This is a genomic window from Actinoplanes sp. NPDC051475 (assembly GCF_040689425.1).
Classification (GTDB): Bacteria; Actinomycetota; Actinomycetes; order Mycobacteriales; family Micromonosporaceae; genus Actinoplanes.
On sequence record NZ_JBFAZZ010000006.1, the window covers coordinates 1 to 20,512 of the forward strand.

Sequence of the window (20,512 nt, forward strand, 5' to 3'; positions counted from 1 at the left end):
TCCCACCAGACACAAAAGCATCTGGCCGGGTAAATCATAATTGGCACTGGCTTATCAAGCACCCTGTTGAGTTCTCAAAGAACAACCACACACCGTTGAAAGAACCGCATTTCCGCGGCCCGTTCTCCGGGGCACTCGCTCAACTTTACTCGCGCTGTTTCCCACCGTCAAATCCGGGGTATTTCACGCAAGTCCCCGATCAATCCCACCGAATCGGAGCCGCGCACGACTCTATCCGATGCTCAATCCTGGGGGTTTGGCAGGACGTCCGCTTGCCGCGTCCGTTTCCCTGCCGACTCGAAGAACCTTACCCGGTCGGCTTCGCGGCTCCAAATCGGCCCCCCGAAGGGGAATCCGCGGCCCCCGAAGGGGCCCGGTCCGCACCACCCGGTCCAGCGCCCGACGGCAGACCATGCCGGTGCTGGGTTCTTCCTGCCCGAGGAGCAATCCCCACGGGCAGGTAGAAAGGTACGTCGGGCGCCGAACGAGCGTCAAATCCGCAGAAGTAGACCTGGGTCACACCCGTTCGATACCGGCGAACGTCCGCTTGCCCTTGCGCAGCACGAGGAAGCGCCCCTGCAGCAGCGCGGACTCCGGGACCACGGCCTCCGGGTCGGTGACCCGCTCATTGTTGACGTACGCGCCGCCCTCGGCGATCGTCCGCCGCGCCTCTCCCCCGCTCTTCACGAGGCCCGCGTGCTGCAGGAGCGCGGTGGCGGTCGGGAGCTCACCCCGTACCTGTGTCAGGCCTGCCTCGGAAAGGGCGGCCCGCAGCGTTTCCGCCGAGAGCTCGGCCAGCGATCCTCGGCCGAACAGCGCCTGACTGGCGGCCACGGCCTGGCGCGCCTCCTCCTCGCCGTGCACCAACGCGGTGATCTCGAAGGCGAGTTCCCGTTGCGCGAGCCGGGCCTGGGGCCGGTCGGCGGTCGCCTTCTCCAGCTCCTCGATCTCCTCCCGGGACTTGAAGCTGAAGTAGCGCAGGTACTGGGAGACGTCGCGGTCGTCGGCGTTCACCCAGAACTGGTAGAACGCGTACGGCGAGGTCATGGCCGGGTCGAGCCAGACCGCTCCGCCCTCGCTCTTGCCGAACTTCGTGCCGTCGGCCTTGAGCACCAGCGGGGTGGTGAAGGCGTTGACCGGGCCGGCGCCGCGCCGGCGGACGAAATCGACGCCGGCGGTGATGTTGCCCCATTGGTCCGACCCGCCGAACTGCAGTTGGCACCCGTGGCGGACGTGCAGCTCGTAGAAGTCGTTCGCTTGCAGCAACTGGTAGCTGAATTCGGTGAAGCTGATGCCGCTCTCGAGGCGGTTGCGCACCACGTCCCGGGCCAGCATCTTGTTGACCGGGAAATGCTTGCCGACGTCGCGCAGGAAGTCGACCGCCGACAGCTCGCCGGTCCATTCGAGGTTGTTCACCGCGACCGCGGCGTTGGCACCCGAGAAGCTGACGAACGGGGCGAGCTGCTCGCGGATGCGCATCACCCAGCCCGCGGTGACCTCGCTGGAGTTGAGGACCCGCTCGGCCGACTTGCCGCTCGGATCGCCGATCTGTCCGGTGGCCCCGCCGACCAGCAGCAGCGGGCGGTGGCCGGCGAGCTGGAGGCGGCGGGCCGTGACGACCTGCATCAGGTGGCCGACGTGCAGGGAGGCCGCGGTGGGGTCGAAGCCCACATAGAACGTCATCGAGCCGCCGTCGAGGTGCTTGCGCAGCTCGTCGGGGTCGGTCGAGTCCTGGATGAGTCCGCGCCACTGCATGTCGTCAACGAGAGTCACACCGCGATTGTCCTGCATCCCCCGGCGGCCGTGACATCGGGTTTCGCTGCCTGGGGTGGCAGGCTGTGCTGATGAGTCGTCTCGGATCCGCCGTATCCCCCGTCGAGATGTCCAAGAAGAAGGCCGCCGACAGGCTGGAGGCGGCCCAGCAGCGGCTGCTGCGGCTCCGCCTGCTCCTCGGCGGCCAGCTGGGCGGGCACAAGATCGGCCCGCCGCTCTGCGTCCTGTTCGAGGGCTGGGACGCCTCCGGCAAGGGCGGCGCCATCAAGCGCCTCGTCTCCCCGCTCGACCCCCGGCATGTCCGCGTCTCGCAGTTCGCGGCGCCGACGTACGACGAGAAGCGGCACCACTTCCTGCAACGGTTCTGGGCGGTGCTGCCGGGCTGGGGCGGGATGACGGTTCTCGACCGCTCCTGGTACGGCCGGGTGCTGGTCGAACGGGTCGAGGGCTTCGCGACCCCCGAGCAGTGGTCCCGGGCGTACGACGAGATCGTGGAGTTCGAACGTACCCTCACCGCCGAGGGCATGATCCTCATCAAGTTCTGGATGCACGTGTCAGAGGACGAGCAGCTGCGCCGGTTCGAGAGCCGGGCGGCCGACCCGTTGCGCGCATGGAAGCTCACCGACGAGGACTGGCGCAACCGGGAGCGCCGCGGCGACTACGAGGCCGCCGTCGAAGAGATGATCGAGAAGACGGATCGGGCGCGGGGGAGGTGGCTGGTCGTGCCGGGCGACAGCAAGCACTATGCGCGGGTCGCCGTGGCCGAGCACGTCTGCCACGTCGTCGAACAGGAGCTCACCCAGCGCGGCTACGACGTCCACGAGGCCGACTGACCGACCTGCTCAAAGGGCTAGCGGCCTCAGGCCTCGTAGGGCGGAAGGTCGAGCACCCGGCGGATCTCCTCCTGCACCTTCTCCGCCGCGGGCCGGGCGTCCACGTCGTGCACGACCTCCTTGCGCCGGAACAGTTCGAGGACGGGGCGCGTCTTCTCGTGGTAGTCGCGCAGCCGGGCGGCGAGTGCCTCCGGGGTGTCGTCCTCGCGGACGATGAGTTGGGTGCCGCAGATGTCGCAGCGGCCCTCGACCTTCGGGCGGTCGGCGATCAGGTTGTAGTCCATTCCGCAGCCCGGGCAGAGCCGGCGGCTCAGGACGCGGCGGCGCACCTCGTCGTCCGGCAGCTCGAGGTGGATGACGCCGTCGATGTCGTAGCTCTCCATGAAGAACTCGGCCTGGCGCCCGTTGCGGGGGAAGCCGTCGATGATGAAGCCGAAGTTCCAGTCGTGCTGGTCGAGGCGGTCGCGGACCACCGACTCGACGAGGTCGTCGCCGACGAGGTCGCCGGCGCTCATCGTGCGCCGGACCTGGGCGCCGAGCTTGGTGTGGTGCTGCACGTGCCAGCGGAAGATGTCGCCGACGCTGATGTGGACGAGGTCGAGGCCGGTCTCGAGCAGCTCGCTCTGGGTGCCCTTGCCGCTGCCCTGCACGCCCATGATCACGTACTTGCGCATGGTGTCGTCCTTCCCTCAGGCGGCGGAGCCGACACGCAGCGGACCCGGCGCCTGGCGGCCGTCGAGGCCGGTGGGATCAATGCTCCAGCCCGCGGCGACACGCAGCACGTCGTGCTCGGAGACCAGCACCGTCGTCGAGGCGGGGAGGTCGCCGTCCTCCAGGAGGCGGATCAGCTCGTCGTCGAGGGACCCGGGCTCGGGTTCGTCGCCCGGCAACCTCGCGGGCAGGCCGGCGGCGAGTTCCACCGGGTCCGGGTCGCCGTACCAGGAGGTGACGTCGCCGGTCTGTCCTACGTAGCCGAAGGCTCGGATCAGCGAACCGTCGTCGGCGCGCTGCCAGCGGTGGGTCTCGGTGACGCGATGGGTGGCGAAGAACTGGACCTCGGTGTGCAGCTGCTTCGACAGCGCGGCGAGGTCCAGGGGGACGTCGGGGCGCATCAGGTGGCGGCCCGCGACGAGCACCCAAGGGCTGCCCCCGGCGCCGGGCAGCGGCGGGGTCACCGCGACGCGATCGTCGGTGAGGTGCGCCAGGTCGATGCCGTCGCGCCAGCGCACCTCGCCGAGGTCACCCAGGCCCAGGGCAGCCAGCACCTCGGCCGGGTCGCCGTCGCGGACGGCCAGCCACGCCTGCTTGCCGCCGAAACCGACCATTACGTCCGTATCCATGGCACCCACGGTAGTGGTCAACTGCCGCCGGGCGCGGGTTATGCCCAGCCGTGGTCGTCCCGCAGCGCCGCCGCCACCCGGTCGAAGCGCGCGCGGTCGAGGATCGCGCCCTCGCGGCGGATGCCGTCCTCGTCGACCTCCAGCACCCGGTCCAGCCGGACCCAGCTGGGCCGCGAGTCGCGGTCCCAGTCCCCGGGGCCCAGGCCGAGCCAGTTGCGCCGGCCGTCCCGCTCGCTCTGGCTGGAGAGCATCAGGCCGAGCAGGGTACGGCCGTCGCGGCCCACCACCAGCACCGGGCGGTCCTTGCCCCGGCTGGCGTCCTCCTCGTACTCCACCCAGGTCCAGACGATCTCGCCCGGATCGGCGTCGCCGTCGAGGTTCGGCGCGTACTCCAGCCGGCGGCCCCGGCTGGCGGTCGGGACCTGGCGCGGTGCCGGCCGGGGCGCAGGCCGGGGCGCCGGGGCGCGGCTGCCCGCGATGCGGCGCAACGTTCCGGCGATGCCCTTGAGGAGTCTGCTCACGCCCGGCACTGTAGCCGCCTACGCCGGGCGGTAGGCGACCTCGGGGTTCAGCAGTGTCGTCCAGGACGGATGCCACGCCGCCGCGCGCGCCCCGACCTCGCGGCGGAGGTTGCCGCGCCACGGTCCGGAGATGCCGTCGTCCGCCCACCAGGAGGGCCAGGCGTCGTAGCGGCGGTCCACGGAGACCGTGCCCGCGGTCGTCTCGACACGCAGGAAGAGCCAGCTCCCGCAGGTGTCGTCCGCCTCGGCCGCGCGCAGCCGACGGACGAGCTCGCTGAGCTCGCGGAAGGCGTCGAAGCGGCCCTCGCCGGGCAGGTCCGCGGGCGGGTGTTCGCCCGGCTGGGCGGTGAGGCCGGCGTCGTCGGCGTACACCAGCAGCGAACAGCGGCCGTCGCCCGCCGGGGCACGGCCGCGCAACCAGGTCACCAGCGCGCCCAGTTCGCCGGTCGGGACGGGCACCGGGCGGGTGCGTTCGGTCTCCTCCCGCATCGCCGTCCAGATCAGCCGGTCGTGCTCGGCCTCGCTGAGCTTGCGGATCAGGCGGCCGGCGGGTCGGCGGCCGGGCGGAAGCACGGGTACGGCGGTGCCCGGCAGCAGACCGGCGCGGGCGGCCACGGCCAGGGCGGCGGGCAGGTCGGCGGACACCCCGGTCAGCCGGCCCACGAGGTCGTGCAGGGCCTCCGGGCCGAAGCCGGCGAGCAACCGGTCCGCCGCCTCGGCGACGGCGGCGCGCTCCGCGGGGGTGTCGACGCCGTGCCCGCCCCGTACGAACACGAACTCCTCGAGCTCGCGGTGGGCGGCCCGCTCGCCGAGGACCGGGCCGGCCGTCGAATCCAGGCCGTCCTCCACGTCGTCCGGATAAGAGACCCGCTGCCACGCGGCCGTGCCGTCGTACCAGAGCACGTAACCGAGCTGGTCCTGTGCCGCGAGCCGGGCCAGCTCCTCCCAGGGAAGCCAGGCCGGGGCGCCCGCGAGCAGGTCCAGCGGCGGATCGAGGTCGGTGGTCGCGCTGTAGTCGCGGTCGTAGCCCCACAGGACCGCCCGGTCGCCCTCGACGAGCGCGAGGTGACTCCAGCTGCCGCCGCCGTCGTCGTGGTGGGCGCCGGCGGGTCCCACGGTCCAGCTGTCCTCGCGGCCGAGGGCGGTGAGCGCCGCGGCCAGAGTGGCCCACCGGCGCCAGAGCGGGCCGGGCGCGGGCAGGTCGACGGTGGTGATCACCGCCTCAGGCTATTGGTCCTTGAGCGAACGGATGAACGCCCGCCACGTGTCGCGGGGAAAGATCAGCGCCGGTCCGTGCGGGTTCTTGCTGTCCCGGACGGCGACGATGTCCGGCAGGTTGTCGGCGACCTCGACGCAGTCACCCCCGTTGCTGCCGCTGCGGGTGCTCTTGTGCCATCGGGCGCCGGTCAGGTCAGCCATCGCTCTCCTTGATGATCGTGCCGAGGAAATCGTCGGAGGCACGCTGGCCGAGGGCCGCGCGTTCCAGCTCACGCCAGATGCCGCTATAAGTCTCCACTTCACGGGCCTTGTCGAGGTAGAGGGCGCCGGTCAGATTCTCGCTGTAGATCGTCGTCGGTTCGGGAGCGGCCGCCCCGAGGGTGGGGAAGTCGAGAATGGTGAACGAACCGGCGCTGGACGCGCTGTGCGGGCCCACCGAGAAAGGCAGTACGCGCACGCTCACCCCGGGCCGCTGCGAGATGTTGACCAGGTGCGCCAGCTGCTTCTGCATGCCGAGCGTGTCGGCGATCGTCCGGCGCAGTACGCCCTCGTCGATGATCACCTCGAGCTGCGGCGGGCGGGGGCTGTGCCGGCGCAGCAGCTCCTGGCGCTCCAGGCGTACGGCCACCGCGTTCTGCACCCCGGCCTCGTCGAGGTCGGCGCGCTTGCGGAAGACCCACTCGGCGTACTCGCGGTTCTGCAGGAGGCCCGGGATGACGCTCGGCGCGTAGTGTCGCAGCCGCTCGGCGGCCGTCTCCATGCCGACGTAGAGCTCGAACCACCCCGGGACCACGTCGCCGTACGCGTGCCACCAGCCCTTCGCCTTGGACTCCCGCGCCAGCCCGACCAGGACCTCGGTGATCTGGTCGTTGGCACCGTAGAACGAGCACATGGCCAGCACGTCGTGCTTGCGCAGCGACACCTCGCCGTTCTCGATGCGGTACATCCGGGCGCGGGAGAACTCCAGTTCCTCCGCCGCCGCCATGAGGGAGATGCCCGCCTGCTCACGCAGCTGTTTCATGAGCCGACCGGCCTGGCGCCGGGGGACGGTGGAGCCTGTGTCGGTGGTCACGGCCGCCTCCAGTGTCGGGAAATATGCAGATGTGCCGAACGAGACGACCGAATCGGTCTGAGCGAGACACTGAGAATTCGATCTCGGAAATCTCGCCCCGATCCATTGATGCCCGAGAGTAGGTCACGCAGGCTCCTGTGTGTAGTCCCTGCATCGCTACCGGTGATGACGGGATTCGACGGGAGGGGTGCGTGATGGCGGTCGACGCCGGAGGGGATCCACGGCCAGCGATGGCCTCGCCGCCCGGACGGGCCGGGCCCTGATGCTCGTGCCGCGGACCGACCACCTGCCGGCCCGCCCGTCCTGGGAGTGCCTGGTGTGCGCACGGCCATGGCCGTGCGGCGACGCCAAGGCCGAATTGGCGGTGCAGTACGCCCGCTTCCCGTCCGGCCTGGCGATCTACATGGCCTCGACGATGTACGACGCCGTCGAGGACCTCACGGCCCGGGGCGAGCCGACCCCTGCCGACCTCTACGAACGCTTCCTGTCCTGGGCCTCGTAGCCGTCGTCACGGCAGCCGCAACGCCATGCCGATCGAGTCCGGCGCCGTCTCGGCGAAGCCGTGCCGGGCGTACAGGCGGCGGCCGGGCGGGTCGGCGAGCAGGTTCACGTACGCCCCGGGCGGCGCCTTGGCGCGGATCCGGTCGAGCAGGACGGTCAGCACCGCGTCGCCGAGGCCGCGGCGCTGGTGCTGCGGCGACACCGCCATGTCGACCACGTGGAAGTACCAGCCGCCGTCGCCGATGACCCGGCCCATGCCCGCCGCCAGGCCGCTCTCCAGGTGCACGACGTGGCACGCGTACCAGCTCCCGGGCAGGGCGGCGACCGCCTGCGCACGGGATCTGGGGGACAGCCCCGCAGCACGGCGCAGCGCCAGGTACTCGTCGACCGGCGGCGGCCCGTCGAGCAGGCGGTATCCCTCTCCCAGGTCCACCACGTGATCTTAGGTCTTCGTGTGTCGATCCTTAAGCGCTCCTGAGGTACGGCCCACCGCCCGGCTCCGGCGGCCATAGTCGTCAGGCGCCGCGCCCGCGGCCGCCGAGCCGTGCACGCCGCGGCCGTCCGACGAGAGCTTGAGGTGACCGAGTCCGTGGCCATGTCCGCTGCCCATCAGTTCCGGTACACGCTGGCGGCGGGTGCCACCGCCGTCGTGATCGGCGTCGGGTTCACGGTCGTCGGGCTCCACCGGCACGACTCCGAACCGGCCGCCGAGCGGGCGTCCGCGGACGCGCCGCTGGTCACCGAACCGCCGGCCGACCTGGACGGCGCGGGCACCGGGACGGACCTGCTGCTCGACGAGGCGGCGACCGCCTCTCTGCCGCCCTCGGGGGCGCCGTCGCGCCCCGCGACCAAGCCCGCACCGGCCGTCACCACGACGCCTCCCAAGGCGAAGCCGAAGCCGAAGCCCGCGGCGACGAAGCGGCCCACCACCCGGGCGCCCCGGCCCACCAGCGGCAACCCGCCGGCGACGAGCGGCTCGATCCTCGACCGGGTGCTCGCCCACATCAACGCCGCCCGCGGCGACGAGGGCCTGCCGGCGTACACGCTGGACGACTCGCTGTCGAAGGCCTCGGCCATCCACAACCAGCTGATGATCGACGGCTGCGGGCTGTCCCACCAGTGCGCGGGCGAGACCGGCATCGGCGACCGGTTCAGCGCGCAGGGCGTGAGCTGGCGCTCCGCGGGCGAGAACATCGGCTTCGGCTCCGCGGGCGGCAGCGACGCCCAGATCGTCGAGGCCGCCGACGGGCTCACCGACAGCATGCTCGCCGAGGTCCCGCCGGACGACGGCCACCGCAAGAACCTGCTCAGCAAGAGCTTCAAGCACATCGGCCTGAGCGTGGTCCGCGACAGCAAGGGAGTCGTGTGGATGACCCAGGACTTCGTGGGATGACCGGCGCGAGCGGACCCGCGCGGCGCCGGCGACGCCGCCGCCTCGAGTTCGGGCCGACCCGGCCCATCGGCCCGTACCGCCCGGGCGGCTGCTGCGGGCCGGTGAAGCGCCGCCGCCCGAAAGGGCCGACGCGGCCGACCAGCTGACCCTGTGCTTCGCTGGTGGCGTGACGTACCCCTGGCTCGAGCTCCCCGCGGACAAGGTCGACGAGGCGGCACGGCAGCTGCTCGGATGGCGCCTGACGGCGAACGGCGTGACCGTACGGCTGACCGAGGTCGAGGCGTACAGCGGGCTCGGCAGGGATCCGGCCAGCCACGCGCACCGCGGGGTGACGAACCGCAACGAGGTCATGTTCGGCCCCGCCGGCGTGCTGTACGTCTACCAGATCTACGGCGTGCACTTCTGCGCCAACGTCGTGTGCGGCGAGCCGGGCGTGGCGTCCGCGGTGCTGCTGCGCGCCGGGGAGGTCGTCGACGGGCTGGAGCACGCGCGGGAGCGCCGGCGTACCGCCCGGGACCGTGACCTCGCCGCCGGCCCGGCGAAGCTCATGCAGGTCCTGGGGATCGACCGCCGGGCCAACGGCACCTCGGTCGTGGACGGCACCGGCCCGGCGACGCTGCGCGAGCCGGACGGGCCGGTCGGGCCGGTCGAGGCCGGGCCGCGGGTCGGGGTGACCGCCGCGCACGACGTGCCGTGGCGGTTCTGGATCGCGGGCGATCCGACCGTGAGTGCGTACCGGCGGCACGTTCCGCGCAAAAAGCCGGAACGGCCCGTGCGGGAGGGTTCCGGGCGCTAACGTCCGGGTCGGTGATCTCTCGTCGGTTGTTGCTGCTGCTGGACGTCCTGTGCCTGGCCGGCGTCCTCTGGTGCGCTGCGCTGATCGCCGGACTGCTGCTCGGCAAGGGCGTCGTCTCCACCGGCCTCGCGGTCACGATCGCCGCCGCGCTGGTGCTGCCGGGCTTCACCGCCGGGATCATCACGAACCGGCGGGCGTTGCGGGGTCGGCGGCCGCAGAGCTGGTTCATCCGGGAGGTGTGGGCGCCCCCGGTCGACCTGCCGCGGTGGGCGCTGATCGCGGCCGGGATCGTGCTGCTGGCCTTCTGGATCGCCGGGATCAGTGCCCTGGCCGGGCCCCGCGCGGCCGACGAGCAGCGGTTCGCGCTGGGGGTCCTCGGCGGGGTCGGCACGGGTGGCACGGCGATGGCTGCCGCCACGCTGATCCGCCGGCGCCGCGGATATTGACAACTAGTTATATAGCCGTGTTTCTATTGGTGCCATCCAGTGACAACGTTGTCACGCCTGTTCCGCAGGAAGGGACGGCACCCCCATGCTCCGTACCCTCGCCGCGGCGGTTGTCCTCACCGCCGCAGCCCTCTCCGTTCCGCAGGCGGCGACCGCCGCGGACCTGAACCTCACCCAGTACGTCAACCCGTTCGTCGGCACCGACGACAGCAACTCCCCCAACCCGGTCGCCGGCGGCGCCGGCGGCAGCACCTTCCCCGGCGCCACCGTGCCGTTCGGGATGGTGCAGTTCAGCCCGGACACGCCCACCGGGTCCCCCTCGGGCTACCGCGACCGGGACCGCACCGTCGAGTCGTTCAGCCTGACCCACTTCAACGGCGCCGGCTGCCCCAACAACGAGGACATCCCGATCCTGCCGGTCACCGGAAACCTCGGCTCCTCCCCCGGCTCGGCCTGGACCAGCTACGCATCGGCGTACACGAAGTCCAACGAGACCGCCTCGCCCGGCTATTACAAGAACCGGCTCGACAAGTACGGCGTGGACGCGGAGCTGAGCGCCACCACGCGGACCGGCGCGCTGCGGCTGGCGTACCCGGCGAGCACCACCGCGCGGGTCCTGATCAACGCGAGCCGGTCCGCCACCGGTGACCGCGACGGCAACGTCACCATCAGCGGCAACCGCGTCTGGGGTGAACACACCGCGGGCGGCTTCTGCGGCGGCAAGACGTTCAAGATGTACTACTCGATCCTGTTCGACCGCACGCCCACCGGCTTCGGGACGTTCAAGGGCGGCACGGTCACGGCCGGATCCACGACCACGAGCGGCACCCAGACCGGCGCGTACGTCACCTTCGACACCACCTCGAACGCGGTCGTCAACGCCACCGTCGGCATCTCGTTCGTCAGCGTGGCCAACGCGCAGAACAACGCCACCGCCGAGGCCGCGAGCTTCGCGACCGTACGCGCCAACGCGAACAGCGCCTGGAACACCGCGCTGAACCGCATCCAGGCCACCGGCGGCTCCGGCACCGACCTGCAGAAGTTCTACACGGCGCTCTACCACGTGCTGCAGAACCCGAACGTCTCGAGCGACACCAACGGCCAGTACCGCGGGTTCGACGGCGCCGTGCACACCGCATCGCACCCGGTCTACCAGAACTACTCCGGCTGGGACATCTACCGGTCGTGGGCCTCGCTGGTGGCGCTCATCGCCCCGGACGTCATGAGCGACATCGTCAAGTCGATGGTCCTCGACGGACAGCAGGGCGGCCTGCTGCCGAAGTGGTCGCACCAGACCGTGGAGGACTTCGTCATGCCCGGCGACCCCGGGCCGATCATCGTGGGCAGCGCGTACGCGTTCGGCGTCCGCGGCTTCGACACCGCGGCCGCGCTGGCGCTGATGAAGAAGAGCGCCACCGGCGGCAGCACGCAGGGCGTCGTCCTGCGGGGCAACGAGGGCGCGTACGAGGCGAGCCAGTTCATCCCCGGCAACCCGTCGGAGACCCTCGAGTACGCGTCCTCCGACTTCGCCATCGCGCAGTTCGCCAAGGCGGTGGGCGACACCGCGGGCTACAACACGTACAGCGCGCACTCGCAGTACTGGCGCAGCCTGTTCAACGGCGAGTCGTCGTACATCCACACGCGCGACAGCGGCGGGGGCTGGCGGCAACCGCTGAACCCGGCGCAGGAGAGCCCGTACGTCGAGGGCAACGCCGCCCAGTACACCTGGATGGTCCCGCACAACCTCGGCGCGCTCGTGACCCTCATGGGCGGCCCGGCCACCGCGGCGCAGCGCCTCGACCATCACTTCACCGAGCTCAACGGCGGGCTCGTGCGGCCGTACTTCTACATCGGCAACGAGCCCGAGCACAACGTGCCGTGGACGTACAACGCGGCCCGCAAGCCCGCGGGGGCCAGCGACGCGGTCCGCCGCGTGATGGCCGAGTCCTTCACCACCGGCGCCGGCGGCCTGCCCGGCAACGACGACCTCGGCGCCACCTCGGCCTGGTACGTCTGGTCGGCGCTGGGCTTCTACCCGGTCACCCCGGGCGCGGACACGCTCGCGGTGCACGGCGCACTGTTCCCGAACGTGCTGATCCAGCGCGCGCCGGGCAACATCACGATCACCGGCGGCAGCGCCGCCAACCGCTACGTGCAGAGCCTCTCGGTGGACGGCACCGCGACCAGTCACAGCTATTTCCGGTACGGCGACATCGCCGGCGGCGGCACCATCGCCTTCACGCAGGGCGGCAGCCCGTCGGCGTGGGGGACGGGCGCGGGCGACGTACCCCCGAGTTTCGGTGACGGCCGCGCCCAGCCGGCGGCCGAACCCGACCTGGGGGCGAACCTGGCCCTGGGCCGGCCGGTGACCGGCTCGGCGTCCTGCAACAGCGCGGAGTCCCCGGTCAAGGCCGTCGACGGCGCGATCGCGGGCAACAGCAAGTTCTGCTCGGGTACGGCGCCGCAGCAGCTCCAGGTCGACCTCGGCTCGGCGCGCACGGTGAGTTCCTTCGTCGTCAAGCACGCGGGGCTCGGCGGCGAGCAGACCGGCTGGAACACCGGCGCGTACACGATCTCGACCAGCACTGACGGCACCACCTGGAGCACCGCGGTCACCGTGACCGGCTCGAAGGCCAGCCGGACCTACACGCCGATCCCGGCCCGCAGCGCCCGCTACGTACGGTTCGAGACGAGCCAACCGGCCAACGACGGCAGCGGCACGGCACGGATCTACGAACTTGAGGTGTACGGCAGCAGCAGCGCACCCACCGACCTCGCGCTGCGCCGCCCGGCCACCGCCGACTCGTCCTGCGGGGCGAACGAGGGCGCGGACAAGGCGTTCAACGGCAGCTGGCTCGGCGGCTGGGCCGACAAGTGGTGCTCGCAGGGCGCCACCAAGTGGGTGCAGGCCGACCTCGGCAGCCGCCAGCACATCGCCACGGTGGTCATCCGACACGCCGGCGCCGGCGGCGAGTACCCGGCATGGAACACGCGCGACTTCGACGTCCAGACCTCGGACGACGGGTCGTCGTGGACCACCCGGACCCAGGTGCGCGGCAATACGGCGGACAACACATCCACAACGGTGAACTTCGATGCCCGGTACCTTCGTATATCCGTGGTGACACCCGCCTCCGACGGGAGCACCGCGGCGCGGATCTACGAGGTGCTCGTGAACTAGGGGGCGACAGTCCCCGGGGTGGGGGTCGGGTCCCGCGATCCCCACCCCGGGCCCGGTCAGGACGGCGCGGACTCCTTGCGGATCTTCGAGGAGCCCGTGCCGACCGACCAGCCGGTCACCCACTGCGCCGCCGTGTCCTTCTTCGTCCGGTCGGCGAGGTGGTACCAGTCCATCCGGCAGCGATCGGTGGTGACCTCCAGGACGCCGAAGCCGTGCCCGTCCGTCTCCACCCACTTGACGTGCGCGTTCGTCGCCCGGATCAGGTCGGCGGCCAACCGGCTCAGCGGCCCGCCGGGCGGGGTGCCGAGGTAGTCGTCGATGTTGTCGCTGGTAACCGACGGCACCACGAACTCGGCGGCGGCGGGGTTGCGCGTACCGGTGTCCTTCGTGGTCAGCTCGTTGGCCCAGGAGGTGTGGATGTCGCCCGTGATGAACACGACGTCGCGGGTGTGCGCCGCGCGCAGGGCGTCGACGAGCCGCTCGCGGTCGGCGTTGTAGCCGTCCCACTGGTCCGGGTTGACGATCACGCCGTTGTCCGGGATCCCGAGCAGGTCACCCAGCGGCCCGAGCAGCCAGGCCGGCAGGGTGGCCAGGTCCAGCCTCGAGATCATCACCGGGTTGCCGACCAGCTTCCACTTCGCGGTGCTGCCGACCAGCCCGTCGGTGAGCCACCGCAGCTGGTCGCCGCCGGCGATGGTGCGATCCGGGTCGTCGATGTCGTCGCCGTCGACGCCGCCGACCTGCTTCGACCGGTACGTCCGCAGGTCCAGCATGGACAGCTCGACGAGGTTGCCGTAGCGCAGCCTCCGGTAGATGTGACCGTCGGAGCCCAGCCGTACGGGCATCCACTCCGCATAGGCCTGCCGCGACGCCGCCTTGCGGGCCCCGAAGTCGCCCTCGGTGGCCGGGGTGTGGTTCTCGGCGCCGTCGCTCCACATGTCGTTGGCGACCTCGTGGTCGTCCCAGGTGATGATCCAGGGCACCGAGGCGTGCAGCGCCTGCAAATCCGGGTCCGTCTTGTGCAGGGCGTGCCGGATGCGGTAGTCCGCGAGGCTGACGGTCTCGTGCTCCGGCTTGGTGGGGCGCACCACCACGCCGCGGGCGCCGAACTCGCCGGTGCCGTACTCGTAGATGTAGTCACCCAGGTGCACCACCAGGTTGAGATCCCCGCGCTCGGCCAGGTGCCGGTACGCGGCGAAGTAGCCGGCCTCCCAGCTGGCGCACGAGACGACGCCCATCCGCAGCCGGCTGATCGCGGCGTCGGCGGTGGGCGCGGTCATCGTGCGTCCCGCCGGCGACCAGGCACCCTCGTAGCCGAAGCGGAACCAGTACGTGGTGGCCGGCGTCAGCCCGGCCACGTCGACCTTGACGGTGTGGTCGCGGGCGGGACCGGTACGCACCTCGCCGGCCTGCACGACGCTCGCGAAATCGGCGTCGGCGGCGATCTGCCAGGTGACCGTGACGTCCGGCCCCGCACCGGAGCCCGGCACCGAGTCGGCGGTCGGGGTGACCCGGGTCCAGAGGAGGATGCCTCCGGGCAGCGGATCGCCGGAGGCGACACCGTGCTGGAAGACACCGGGGGCGGCTTGGGCCTCGCCGGGCAGGGTGGCGGCGGCGACGAGACCGGCGCCGGCGGAGAGGCCGGCGAGGCGCAGGAGGGTGCGGCGGTCGACCGCACCCTCGGCGCTGGGAATGACAGTCATGCAGCTCTATCTATCAGAGCGCGCGGCTGTCGTGACCCCGATCGGACAGATATTCGACCCTGGTTCACATAGGGATCATTCGGAGATCGCGTCGATGAGGTCGCCGACCGGGCGGTCCGGCAGGGCGCGGGCGACGTCGGCGACCGCGACGATGCCGACCAACTGGTGACCGTCGATGACCGGGAGGCGCCGCACCTTGTGCTGCGCCATCGTGCGCAGGACCTCGGCGGCGTCGTCGTCCGCGCCGACCGTCACCGGCTTGCCCTCGCCGAGCTCGCCGGCGGTGATGTCGGCCGGGTTGCGGTCCCGGGCCAGCGCCTTCACCACGATGTCGCGGTCGGTCACCATGCCCTTGAGCCGGTTGTCCTCGCCGCAGATCGGCAGGGAACCGACGCCCAGGTCGGCCATCTTGTGGGCGGCCTCGGCCAGGGACTCCTTCTCGCCGATGCAGGTGACGTCGGGGGTCATGATCTCGCGTGCGGTGGGCATGAGAACTCTCCCTTCCTTGACGTGTGTCGAACTCGTACCCGCTTCAGACCGTGGCAATCGTGTATGCGACCTCGTCCACGAGTTCCCGGGCAAGGAATCCGGTCCGCCCGTAGCGAGGGGCGAGCCGTTGGCCGCTGACCGCGTGCGCGAACGCACCCCAGCAGGCTGACTGCGCGGGATCGGCACCCCGGCCGAGCAGCCCGGCCACGATCCCGGCGCGCACGTCACCGCTGCCGGAGGTGCCCAGGCCGGCGTCGCCACTCTCCTCGCGCCAGGCTCGGCCGTCGGGGGCGGCGATGTGGCCGTACAGCGAGACGGTGCACTCGTAGCGGTGCGCCAGCTCTGCCGCCTCCGCGGCCAGGTCGTCGCGGGGGTCGCGGCCCAGCAGGTGCCCGGCCTCCACCACGTTCGGGGTGAGGACCACCCGCTGCGAACGCCCGGACAGCAGGTCGCGCTCCTGGCTCAGGGCGCCCAGGGCGTACGCGTCGAGCACCACCGCCGCCTCCTTGCCGGCCGCGTCGAGGAGCCGGTGCAGCAGCCGCCCGGTCTCCTCGACGTCGTCCAGGCCGGGCCCGATCGCCAGCACATCCGCCTCCGCGGCAAGCTCGAGCAGGTGCCCGGGCACGTCGCCGGAGACCGACCCGCGGTCCGTCTCGGGCAGGCCCACGACCTTCGCCTCGGGCACGGCGATGCTCAGCGCGGTCGCCGTCGACCCGGTCACGGCCAGCTGCAGCCGCCCGGCGCCGGCCCGCAGCGCGGCCACCCCGGCGAGCAGGACGCCGCCGGGCGTGAACCGGGAACCGCCGACGACGAGTACGGTGCCGCGGGACTCCTTGTCGCCCTGGGGATCCGGCAGCGGCCACTCCCGTAACAGCCGCGGGGTGATCACCTGCTCGTCAGACCGGTTCGGCATCGACGGCCTCCTGCTTCGTCGCCGGCGCGCCCTCGCGGTGCAGGTGCACCACCTCGTTGAACATCTCCGGCCGCATCGCGTCGCCCTGGCGCCGCCAGGCACTGATCGCGCAGTTCGCCACCGTGGTCGCGTGCGCGATCTCCATGACCTCGGCCTCGCTGAGCCGTTCGGCCAGATAGCGTACGAGCAGATGGGTGGCCTCGTGGGCGAACAGCAGCACCCGCCCGCCGGGGTGATCCTCGCGGAGCTCCCGCAGCAGCGACCGCAGCCGCAGCAGCACGTCGGCCCACGACTCGCCGCCGGGCGGCCGGTAGTAGAACTTGCCGAGCCGCGCCCGGCGGGCGAACTCCTGCGGCAGGCGGGCCTGCACGCCGCGCCCGGTCAGCAGGTCCAGGACCCCGAGCTCCCGGTCCCGCAGCCGCTCGTCCACCACCACCGGGATCCCGCTGCCCTCGAGCGCCAGCTCCGCCGTCTGCCGGGTGCGCAGGTACGGCGACACCACGGCGATCCCGGGCTGCTCGTCGCCGGGCAGCCCGGCAAGCCATTTGCCGACCGCTTCCGCCTGCTCCCGTCCGGTATCCGACAGCGGGACGTCCGCGTCACGCTCGGGGATCTCGATCGCCTCGAGGCCGCCGGTCTCCGCCGCCTCGGCGATCACGTTGCCCGTGCTCTGACCGTGCCGGACGACCGCCAGCCACTGCAGTTGCTCCATGGCGGGCTCTTTACCCCTTCCGGCGTACGCTACGCGGCCCTCGCCCGTTCCAACCTTTGGGAGAGCCGGGGGAAAACTCCCTAAAGTCGACCCAGTTAGTAGACAAGGCAGGGATTCTCGCCGAGACTCGAGCGATGGATCTCACCCTGGCGCTCGCCGGACTCGGCGTCGGCATCGTGGTCGGACTCACCGGCATGGGCGGCGGAGCCCTCATGACGCCCATCCTCGTGCTGGTCTTCGGCATCCCCCCGGTGGCCGCCGTCTCCAGCGACCTCGCCGCGAGCGCCGTGATGAAGCCCTTCGGCGGCTGGGTGCACGCCCGGCGCGGCACCGTCAACTGGAAGCTCGTCGGCTGGCTGTGCGCCGGCAGCGTGCCCAGTGCCTTCTGCGGGGTCCTGCTGCTGCGCCTGCTCGGCGACGACGAGACCGTGCAGCACACGATCAAGATCTCGCTCGGGGTGGCGCTCCTGCTCGCCGCCGCCGGCCTGCTGCTCAAGGCCTGGGTGGGCCGCCGCCAGCAGGGCGACGGGCCGGCCGTCCCGATCACGGTACGCCCGCTGCCGACGCTCCTGATCGGCGTCGGAGGCGGCCTCATCGTGGGGCTGACCAGCGTCGGATCCGGCTCGCTGATCATCGTGGCGCTGCTCGCGCTCTACCCGAAGCTGCGCGCGAACGACCTCGTCGGCACCGACCTGGTGCAGGCGATTCCCCTGGTGCTGTCGGCGGCCCTGGGGCACGCGTTCTTCGGCGACCTCAAGCTGGACCTGGCCGCCGCCGTCCTGCTCGGCTCGATCCCCGGCGTGCTGATCGGCGCCCGCATCTCGTCCCGCGCGCCGGGCGGGATCGTGCGGACCGCGCTCGTCGTGGTGCTGCTCGCCAGCTCGCTCAAACTCCTGGACGTGCCGACCGCCACGGTCGGCATCGTCACCGGGGCGGCCGTGGTCGCCGCACTCGCTGTGGCGGCAGTGCGGCGAACCCGATCGTCGCGCACCGCGCCCGAGATCCCGGGCCAGGCCCGCCGGGCAGACGAGAACGACAAGGTCCCCGCCTGACCCGGAGGGCGCGACGTCAGCGGGGCACGACCCGCTCGATCGCCCACTCGCGCCAGCCGTCCAGCTTGTCCGAGGCCGTCTGCAGCTGGTCGGCGACCGGTCCGGGCCCGGTCGAGCCCGGCGTCGTCCGCGCGGCCAGCGCGCTGCGCACCGACAGGACTTCGCGGACGGCCGGGTCGAGGTGGTCGCTGACCGTCTTGAGGTCGTCGTCGGTCACGTCCTCGAGCTCGCACTCGCGCGCCGCGCACAGGGCCACCAGCCGGCCGGTGATCTCGTGCGCGTCGCGGAACGCGACACCCTTGCGGACCAGCCAGTCCGCCACCTCCGTGGCGAGGGAGAAGCCGACCGGCGCAGCCGCCGCGAGCCGGTCCACCCGTACCGTCATCGTGGAGATCATCCCCGCGAGCGCCGGCAGCAGCAGCTGAAGGGTGTCGACCGCGTCGAAGACGGGCTCCTTGTCCTCCTGCATGTCGCGGTCGTAGGTGAGCGGCAGGCCCTTGAGCATGGTCAGCACGGCGACCAGGCCACCGATGAGCCGGCCCGCCTTGCCCCGGGCCAGCTCGGCGATGTCGGCGTTCTTCTTCTGCGGCATGATCGAGGAGCCGGTGGCGAACGCGTCGTCGAGGATCACCCAGCCGAACTCGGTGGAGGTCCAGAGCACGACCTCCTCGCCGAGCCGGGACAGGTGCACGCCGATGAGGCTGGTGATGAAGAGGAACTCGGCCACGAAGTCGCGGTCGGCGACGCCGTCCATGGAGTTCTGCACCGGCGCCTTGAAGCCGAGTTCCTTGGCGACCGCCGCCGGGTCCAGCGGCAGCGAGGAGCCGGCCAGCGCGCCCGAGCCGAGCGGGGAGATCGCCGTACGCTCGTCCCAGTCCCGCATCCGCTCCAGGTCGCGCAGCAGCGGCTGGACGTGGGCGAGCAGCCAGTGCCCGAAGCTCACCGGCTGGGCGTGCTGCACGTGGGTCAGCCCCGGCGCCGGGGTGTCGATGTGCCGGCCGGCCTGCTCCATCAGCGCGTCGGCCAGCTCGACCACGGCGGCGGCCACCCCGCGGGCGTGGTCGCGCAGATAGAGGCGCAGGTCCGTGGCGACCTGGTCGTTGCGGGAACGGCCCGCACGCAGCTTGCCGCCGAGCGCGCCGAGGCGCTCCAGCAGGCCGCGTTCCAGCGCGGTGTGCACGTCCTCGTCCTCGACGGTCGGGCGAAACTCCCCCGCCGCGCACGCCGACTCGAGATCGTCGAGGGCGGCCAGCATCTTCCCCAGCTCGTCGGCGTCGAGCAGCCCGGCGCCGGCCAGCACCCGCGCGTGGGCCCGGGAGGCCGCGATGTCGTACGGCGCCAGCCGCCAGTCGAAGTGCACGCTGACACTCAGGCGGGCCAGCGCGTCGGCCGGCCCACCGGCGAACCGGCCACCCCACAGCCTGGTCGGACCCTCGGTCTCCGGCACGGGCTCACTCCTTCGAAAATCGATGGGGGGTCCGACGATAGGGTCGACCCCATGACGCTCGACCTGCACGATGATGTTGTCTCATTGACCCGCGCGCTGTGCGACATACCCTCGGTCAGCGGCGCGGAGGCTGCGATCGCCGACGCGGTCGAGGGCGCCCTGCGCAAGCTCGGGCACCTCGAGGTGCTGCGCGACGGCGACGCGGTGGTGGCGCGTACGCAGCTCGGGCGGGACCGGCGCATCGTGCTCGCCGGGCACCTGGACACGGTGCCCATCAAGGACAACCTGCCCACCTGGACCACCGGGGAGGGCGACGCGGAGCTGCTGTACGGCCGCGGCACCTGCGACATGAAGGCCGGGCTGGCCACCCAGCTGCGCATCGCCGCGACCGTCACCGAGCCGCGGCACGACCTCACGTTCGTCTGTTACGACAACGAGGAGGTCGCCTCGGTCAAGAACGGGCTGGGCCGCCTGGTGCGCAACCACCCCGACTGGCTGGCCGGCGACTTCGCCATCCTCGGCGAGCCGTCGAACGCCGGCGTCGAGGGCGGCTGCCAGGGCACGATGCGGGTGCGGATCACGCTGAAGGGCAGGGCGTCGCATTCGGCGCGGGCGTGGGCGGGCGTCAACGCGATCCACGCCGCCGCCCCCGTGCTGGCGATCCTCACCGCGTACGAGCCGCGGCGGGTGGTGGTCGACGGCCTCGAGTACCGCGAGGGCCTCAACGCGGTCAACGTCCAGGGCGGGATCGCCGGCAACGTGATCCCGGACGAGTGCGTCATCGACATCAACCATCGCTTCGCCCCGGACCGCAGCATGGACGACGCCTACGCCCACCTCCAAGAGGTCTTCGCCGGTTACGAGCTGGAGCTGCGCGACAAGGCGCCGGGTGCGCGCCCCGGCCTGGACCAGCCGGCCGCCGCGGAGTTCGTGGCCGTGGTCGGCCGCGAGCCGGCCGCGAAGTTCGGCTGGACGGACGTGGCGCGCTTCGCCGAGCTGGGCATCCCGGCCGTCAACTACGCGCCGGGCGACCCGCTGCTGGCCCACACCGACAACGAGCACGTGCCCGTCGCGCAGATCCGCGAGTGCGAGCGCGTGCTCACCGCCTGGCTCAGCTGACAC

General features: G+C 71.8%; 21 protein-coding genes. 8 read left to right on the plus strand and 13 right to left on the minus strand.

The annotated features are described in order from the left end of the window. Positions 1 to 516: 516 nt before the first annotated feature. Positions 517 to 1,755, minus strand: coding sequence for a tyrosine--tRNA ligase (tyrS, locus tag AB0368_RS13790; protein ID WP_366154577.1), 1,239 nt, complete (start codon positions 1,753 to 1,755; stop codon positions 517 to 519). 89 nt (positions 1,756 to 1,844) lie between these two features. On the opposite strand from tyrS, the gene AB0368_RS13795 reads away from it, so the two are divergent. After that, positions 1,845 to 2,606, plus strand: coding sequence for a UDP-galactose-lipid carrier transferase (locus tag AB0368_RS13795; RefSeq protein WP_366154197.1), 762 nt, complete (start codon positions 1,845 to 1,847; stop codon positions 2,604 to 2,606). A gap of 26 nt (positions 2,607 to 2,632) precedes the next feature. Here AB0368_RS13795 and AB0368_RS13800 read toward each other — a convergent pair whose 3' ends face one another. From AB0368_RS13800 to AB0368_RS13825, 6 genes are read right to left on the minus strand one after another with little or no spacing between them, the layout of a single operon-like run. Continuing rightward, entirely contained in the window at positions 2,633 to 3,280 is a 648-nt protein-coding gene (locus tag AB0368_RS13800) for a nucleoside monophosphate kinase (RefSeq protein WP_366154198.1), read from the minus strand. A 15-nt stretch (positions 3,281 to 3,295) separates the two neighbouring features. Then, positions 3,296 to 3,946: a hypothetical protein gene (locus AB0368_RS13805; protein WP_366154199.1), complete on the minus strand. Its 651-nt coding sequence runs from the start codon at positions 3,944 to 3,946 to the stop codon at positions 3,296 to 3,298. A 38-nt stretch (positions 3,947 to 3,984) separates the two neighbouring features. Beyond that, on the minus strand, positions 3,985 to 4,467 hold the full coding sequence (locus AB0368_RS13810) for a type II toxin-antitoxin system PemK/MazF family toxin (RefSeq protein ID WP_366154200.1): 483 nt from the start codon (positions 4,465 to 4,467) through the stop codon (positions 3,985 to 3,987). Between the two features lie 18 nt (positions 4,468 to 4,485). Then, on the minus strand, positions 4,486 to 5,685 hold the full coding sequence (locus AB0368_RS13815; RefSeq protein ID WP_366154201.1) for a hypothetical protein: 1,200 nt from the start codon (positions 5,683 to 5,685) through the stop codon (positions 4,486 to 4,488). Between the two features lie 9 nt (positions 5,686 to 5,694). Beyond that, complete coding sequence (locus AB0368_RS13820) at positions 5,695 to 5,886, minus strand: DUF397 domain-containing protein (protein WP_366154202.1); 192 nt, start codon at positions 5,884 to 5,886, stop codon at positions 5,695 to 5,697. Beyond that, the gene (locus AB0368_RS13825) at positions 5,879 to 6,757 is read right to left on the minus strand and encodes a helix-turn-helix transcriptional regulator (protein WP_366154203.1); all 879 of its coding nucleotides are present in this window, start codon (positions 6,755 to 6,757) and stop codon (positions 5,879 to 5,881) included. Before AB0368_RS13825 ends, AB0368_RS13820 begins: the two co-directional genes overlap by 8 nt. 262 nt (positions 6,758 to 7,019) lie before the next feature. Between AB0368_RS13825 and AB0368_RS13830 the strand changes: the two genes are divergently transcribed. Then, a complete protein-coding gene (locus AB0368_RS13830) occupies positions 7,020 to 7,259 on the plus strand; it encodes a hypothetical protein (protein WP_366154204.1) in 240 nt (79 codons plus the stop codon). Positions 7,260 to 7,265: 6 nt separating this feature from the next. On the opposite strand, the gene AB0368_RS13835 is transcribed toward AB0368_RS13830, so the two are convergent. Further along, positions 7,266 to 7,691: a GNAT family N-acetyltransferase gene (locus AB0368_RS13835; RefSeq protein WP_366154205.1), complete on the minus strand. Its 426-nt coding sequence runs from the start codon at positions 7,689 to 7,691 to the stop codon at positions 7,266 to 7,268. A gap of 144 nt (positions 7,692 to 7,835) precedes the next feature. Here AB0368_RS13835 and AB0368_RS13840 point away from each other — a divergent pair, with 144 nt between their 5' ends. From AB0368_RS13840 to AB0368_RS13855, 4 genes are all read left to right on the plus strand, one after another. Beyond that, on the plus strand, positions 7,836 to 8,651 hold the full coding sequence (locus AB0368_RS13840) for a CAP domain-containing protein (protein WP_366154206.1): 816 nt from the start codon (positions 7,836 to 7,838) through the stop codon (positions 8,649 to 8,651). 166 nt (positions 8,652 to 8,817) lie between these two features. Beyond that, on the plus strand, positions 8,818 to 9,447 hold the full coding sequence (locus AB0368_RS13845; RefSeq protein ID WP_366154207.1) for a DNA-3-methyladenine glycosylase: 630 nt from the start codon (positions 8,818 to 8,820) through the stop codon (positions 9,445 to 9,447). 11 nt (positions 9,448 to 9,458) lie between these two features. Further along, the gene (locus AB0368_RS13850) at positions 9,459 to 9,893 is read left to right on the plus strand and encodes a hypothetical protein (RefSeq protein ID WP_366154208.1); all 435 of its coding nucleotides are present in this window, start codon (positions 9,459 to 9,461) and stop codon (positions 9,891 to 9,893) included. Between the two features lie 85 nt (positions 9,894 to 9,978). Beyond that, complete coding sequence (locus AB0368_RS13855; protein ID WP_366154209.1) at positions 9,979 to 13,074, plus strand: GH92 family glycosyl hydrolase; 3,096 nt, start codon at positions 9,979 to 9,981, stop codon at positions 13,072 to 13,074. A 56-nt stretch (positions 13,075 to 13,130) separates the two neighbouring features. Here AB0368_RS13855 and AB0368_RS13860 read toward each other — a convergent pair whose 3' ends face one another. The 4 genes from AB0368_RS13860 to AB0368_RS13875 all read right to left on the minus strand — a co-directional run bounded on the left by AB0368_RS13860 (position 13,131) and on the right by AB0368_RS13875 (position 16,891). Further along, positions 13,131 to 14,777, minus strand: coding sequence for an alkaline phosphatase D family protein (locus AB0368_RS13860; RefSeq protein ID WP_366154210.1), 1,647 nt, complete (start codon positions 14,775 to 14,777; stop codon positions 13,131 to 13,133). A 75-nt stretch (positions 14,778 to 14,852) separates the two neighbouring features. Continuing rightward, a complete protein-coding gene (locus AB0368_RS13865) occupies positions 14,853 to 15,266 on the minus strand; it encodes a CBS domain-containing protein (protein WP_366154211.1) in 414 nt (137 codons plus the stop codon). Between the two features lie 43 nt (positions 15,267 to 15,309). Continuing rightward, a complete protein-coding gene (locus tag AB0368_RS13870; RefSeq protein WP_366154212.1) occupies positions 15,310 to 16,179 on the minus strand; it encodes an NAD(P)H-hydrate dehydratase in 870 nt (289 codons plus the stop codon). After that, positions 16,163 to 16,891 carry a histidine phosphatase family protein gene (locus tag AB0368_RS13875; RefSeq protein ID WP_366154213.1) on the minus strand — a complete coding sequence of 243 codons (729 nt, stop codon included), beginning with the start codon at positions 16,889 to 16,891 and terminating at the stop codon, positions 16,163 to 16,165. Before AB0368_RS13875 ends, AB0368_RS13870 begins: the two co-directional genes overlap by 17 nt. A gap of 134 nt (positions 16,892 to 17,025) precedes the next feature. Between AB0368_RS13875 and AB0368_RS13880 the strand changes: the two genes are divergently transcribed. Continuing rightward, entirely contained in the window at positions 17,026 to 17,943 is a 918-nt protein-coding gene (locus AB0368_RS13880; RefSeq protein ID WP_366154214.1) for a sulfite exporter TauE/SafE family protein, read from the plus strand. Positions 17,944 to 17,959: 16 nt separating this feature from the next. Here AB0368_RS13880 and argH read toward each other — a convergent pair whose 3' ends face one another. Next, entirely contained in the window at positions 17,960 to 19,390 is a 1,431-nt protein-coding gene (argH, locus tag AB0368_RS13885) for an argininosuccinate lyase (RefSeq protein ID WP_366154215.1), read from the minus strand. 51 nt (positions 19,391 to 19,441) lie between these two features. Between argH and dapE the strand changes: the two genes are divergently transcribed. Then, complete coding sequence (dapE, locus tag AB0368_RS13890) at positions 19,442 to 20,509, plus strand: succinyl-diaminopimelate desuccinylase (RefSeq protein WP_366154216.1); 1,068 nt, start codon at positions 19,442 to 19,444, stop codon at positions 20,507 to 20,509. Positions 20,510 to 20,512: the final 3 nt, after the last annotated feature.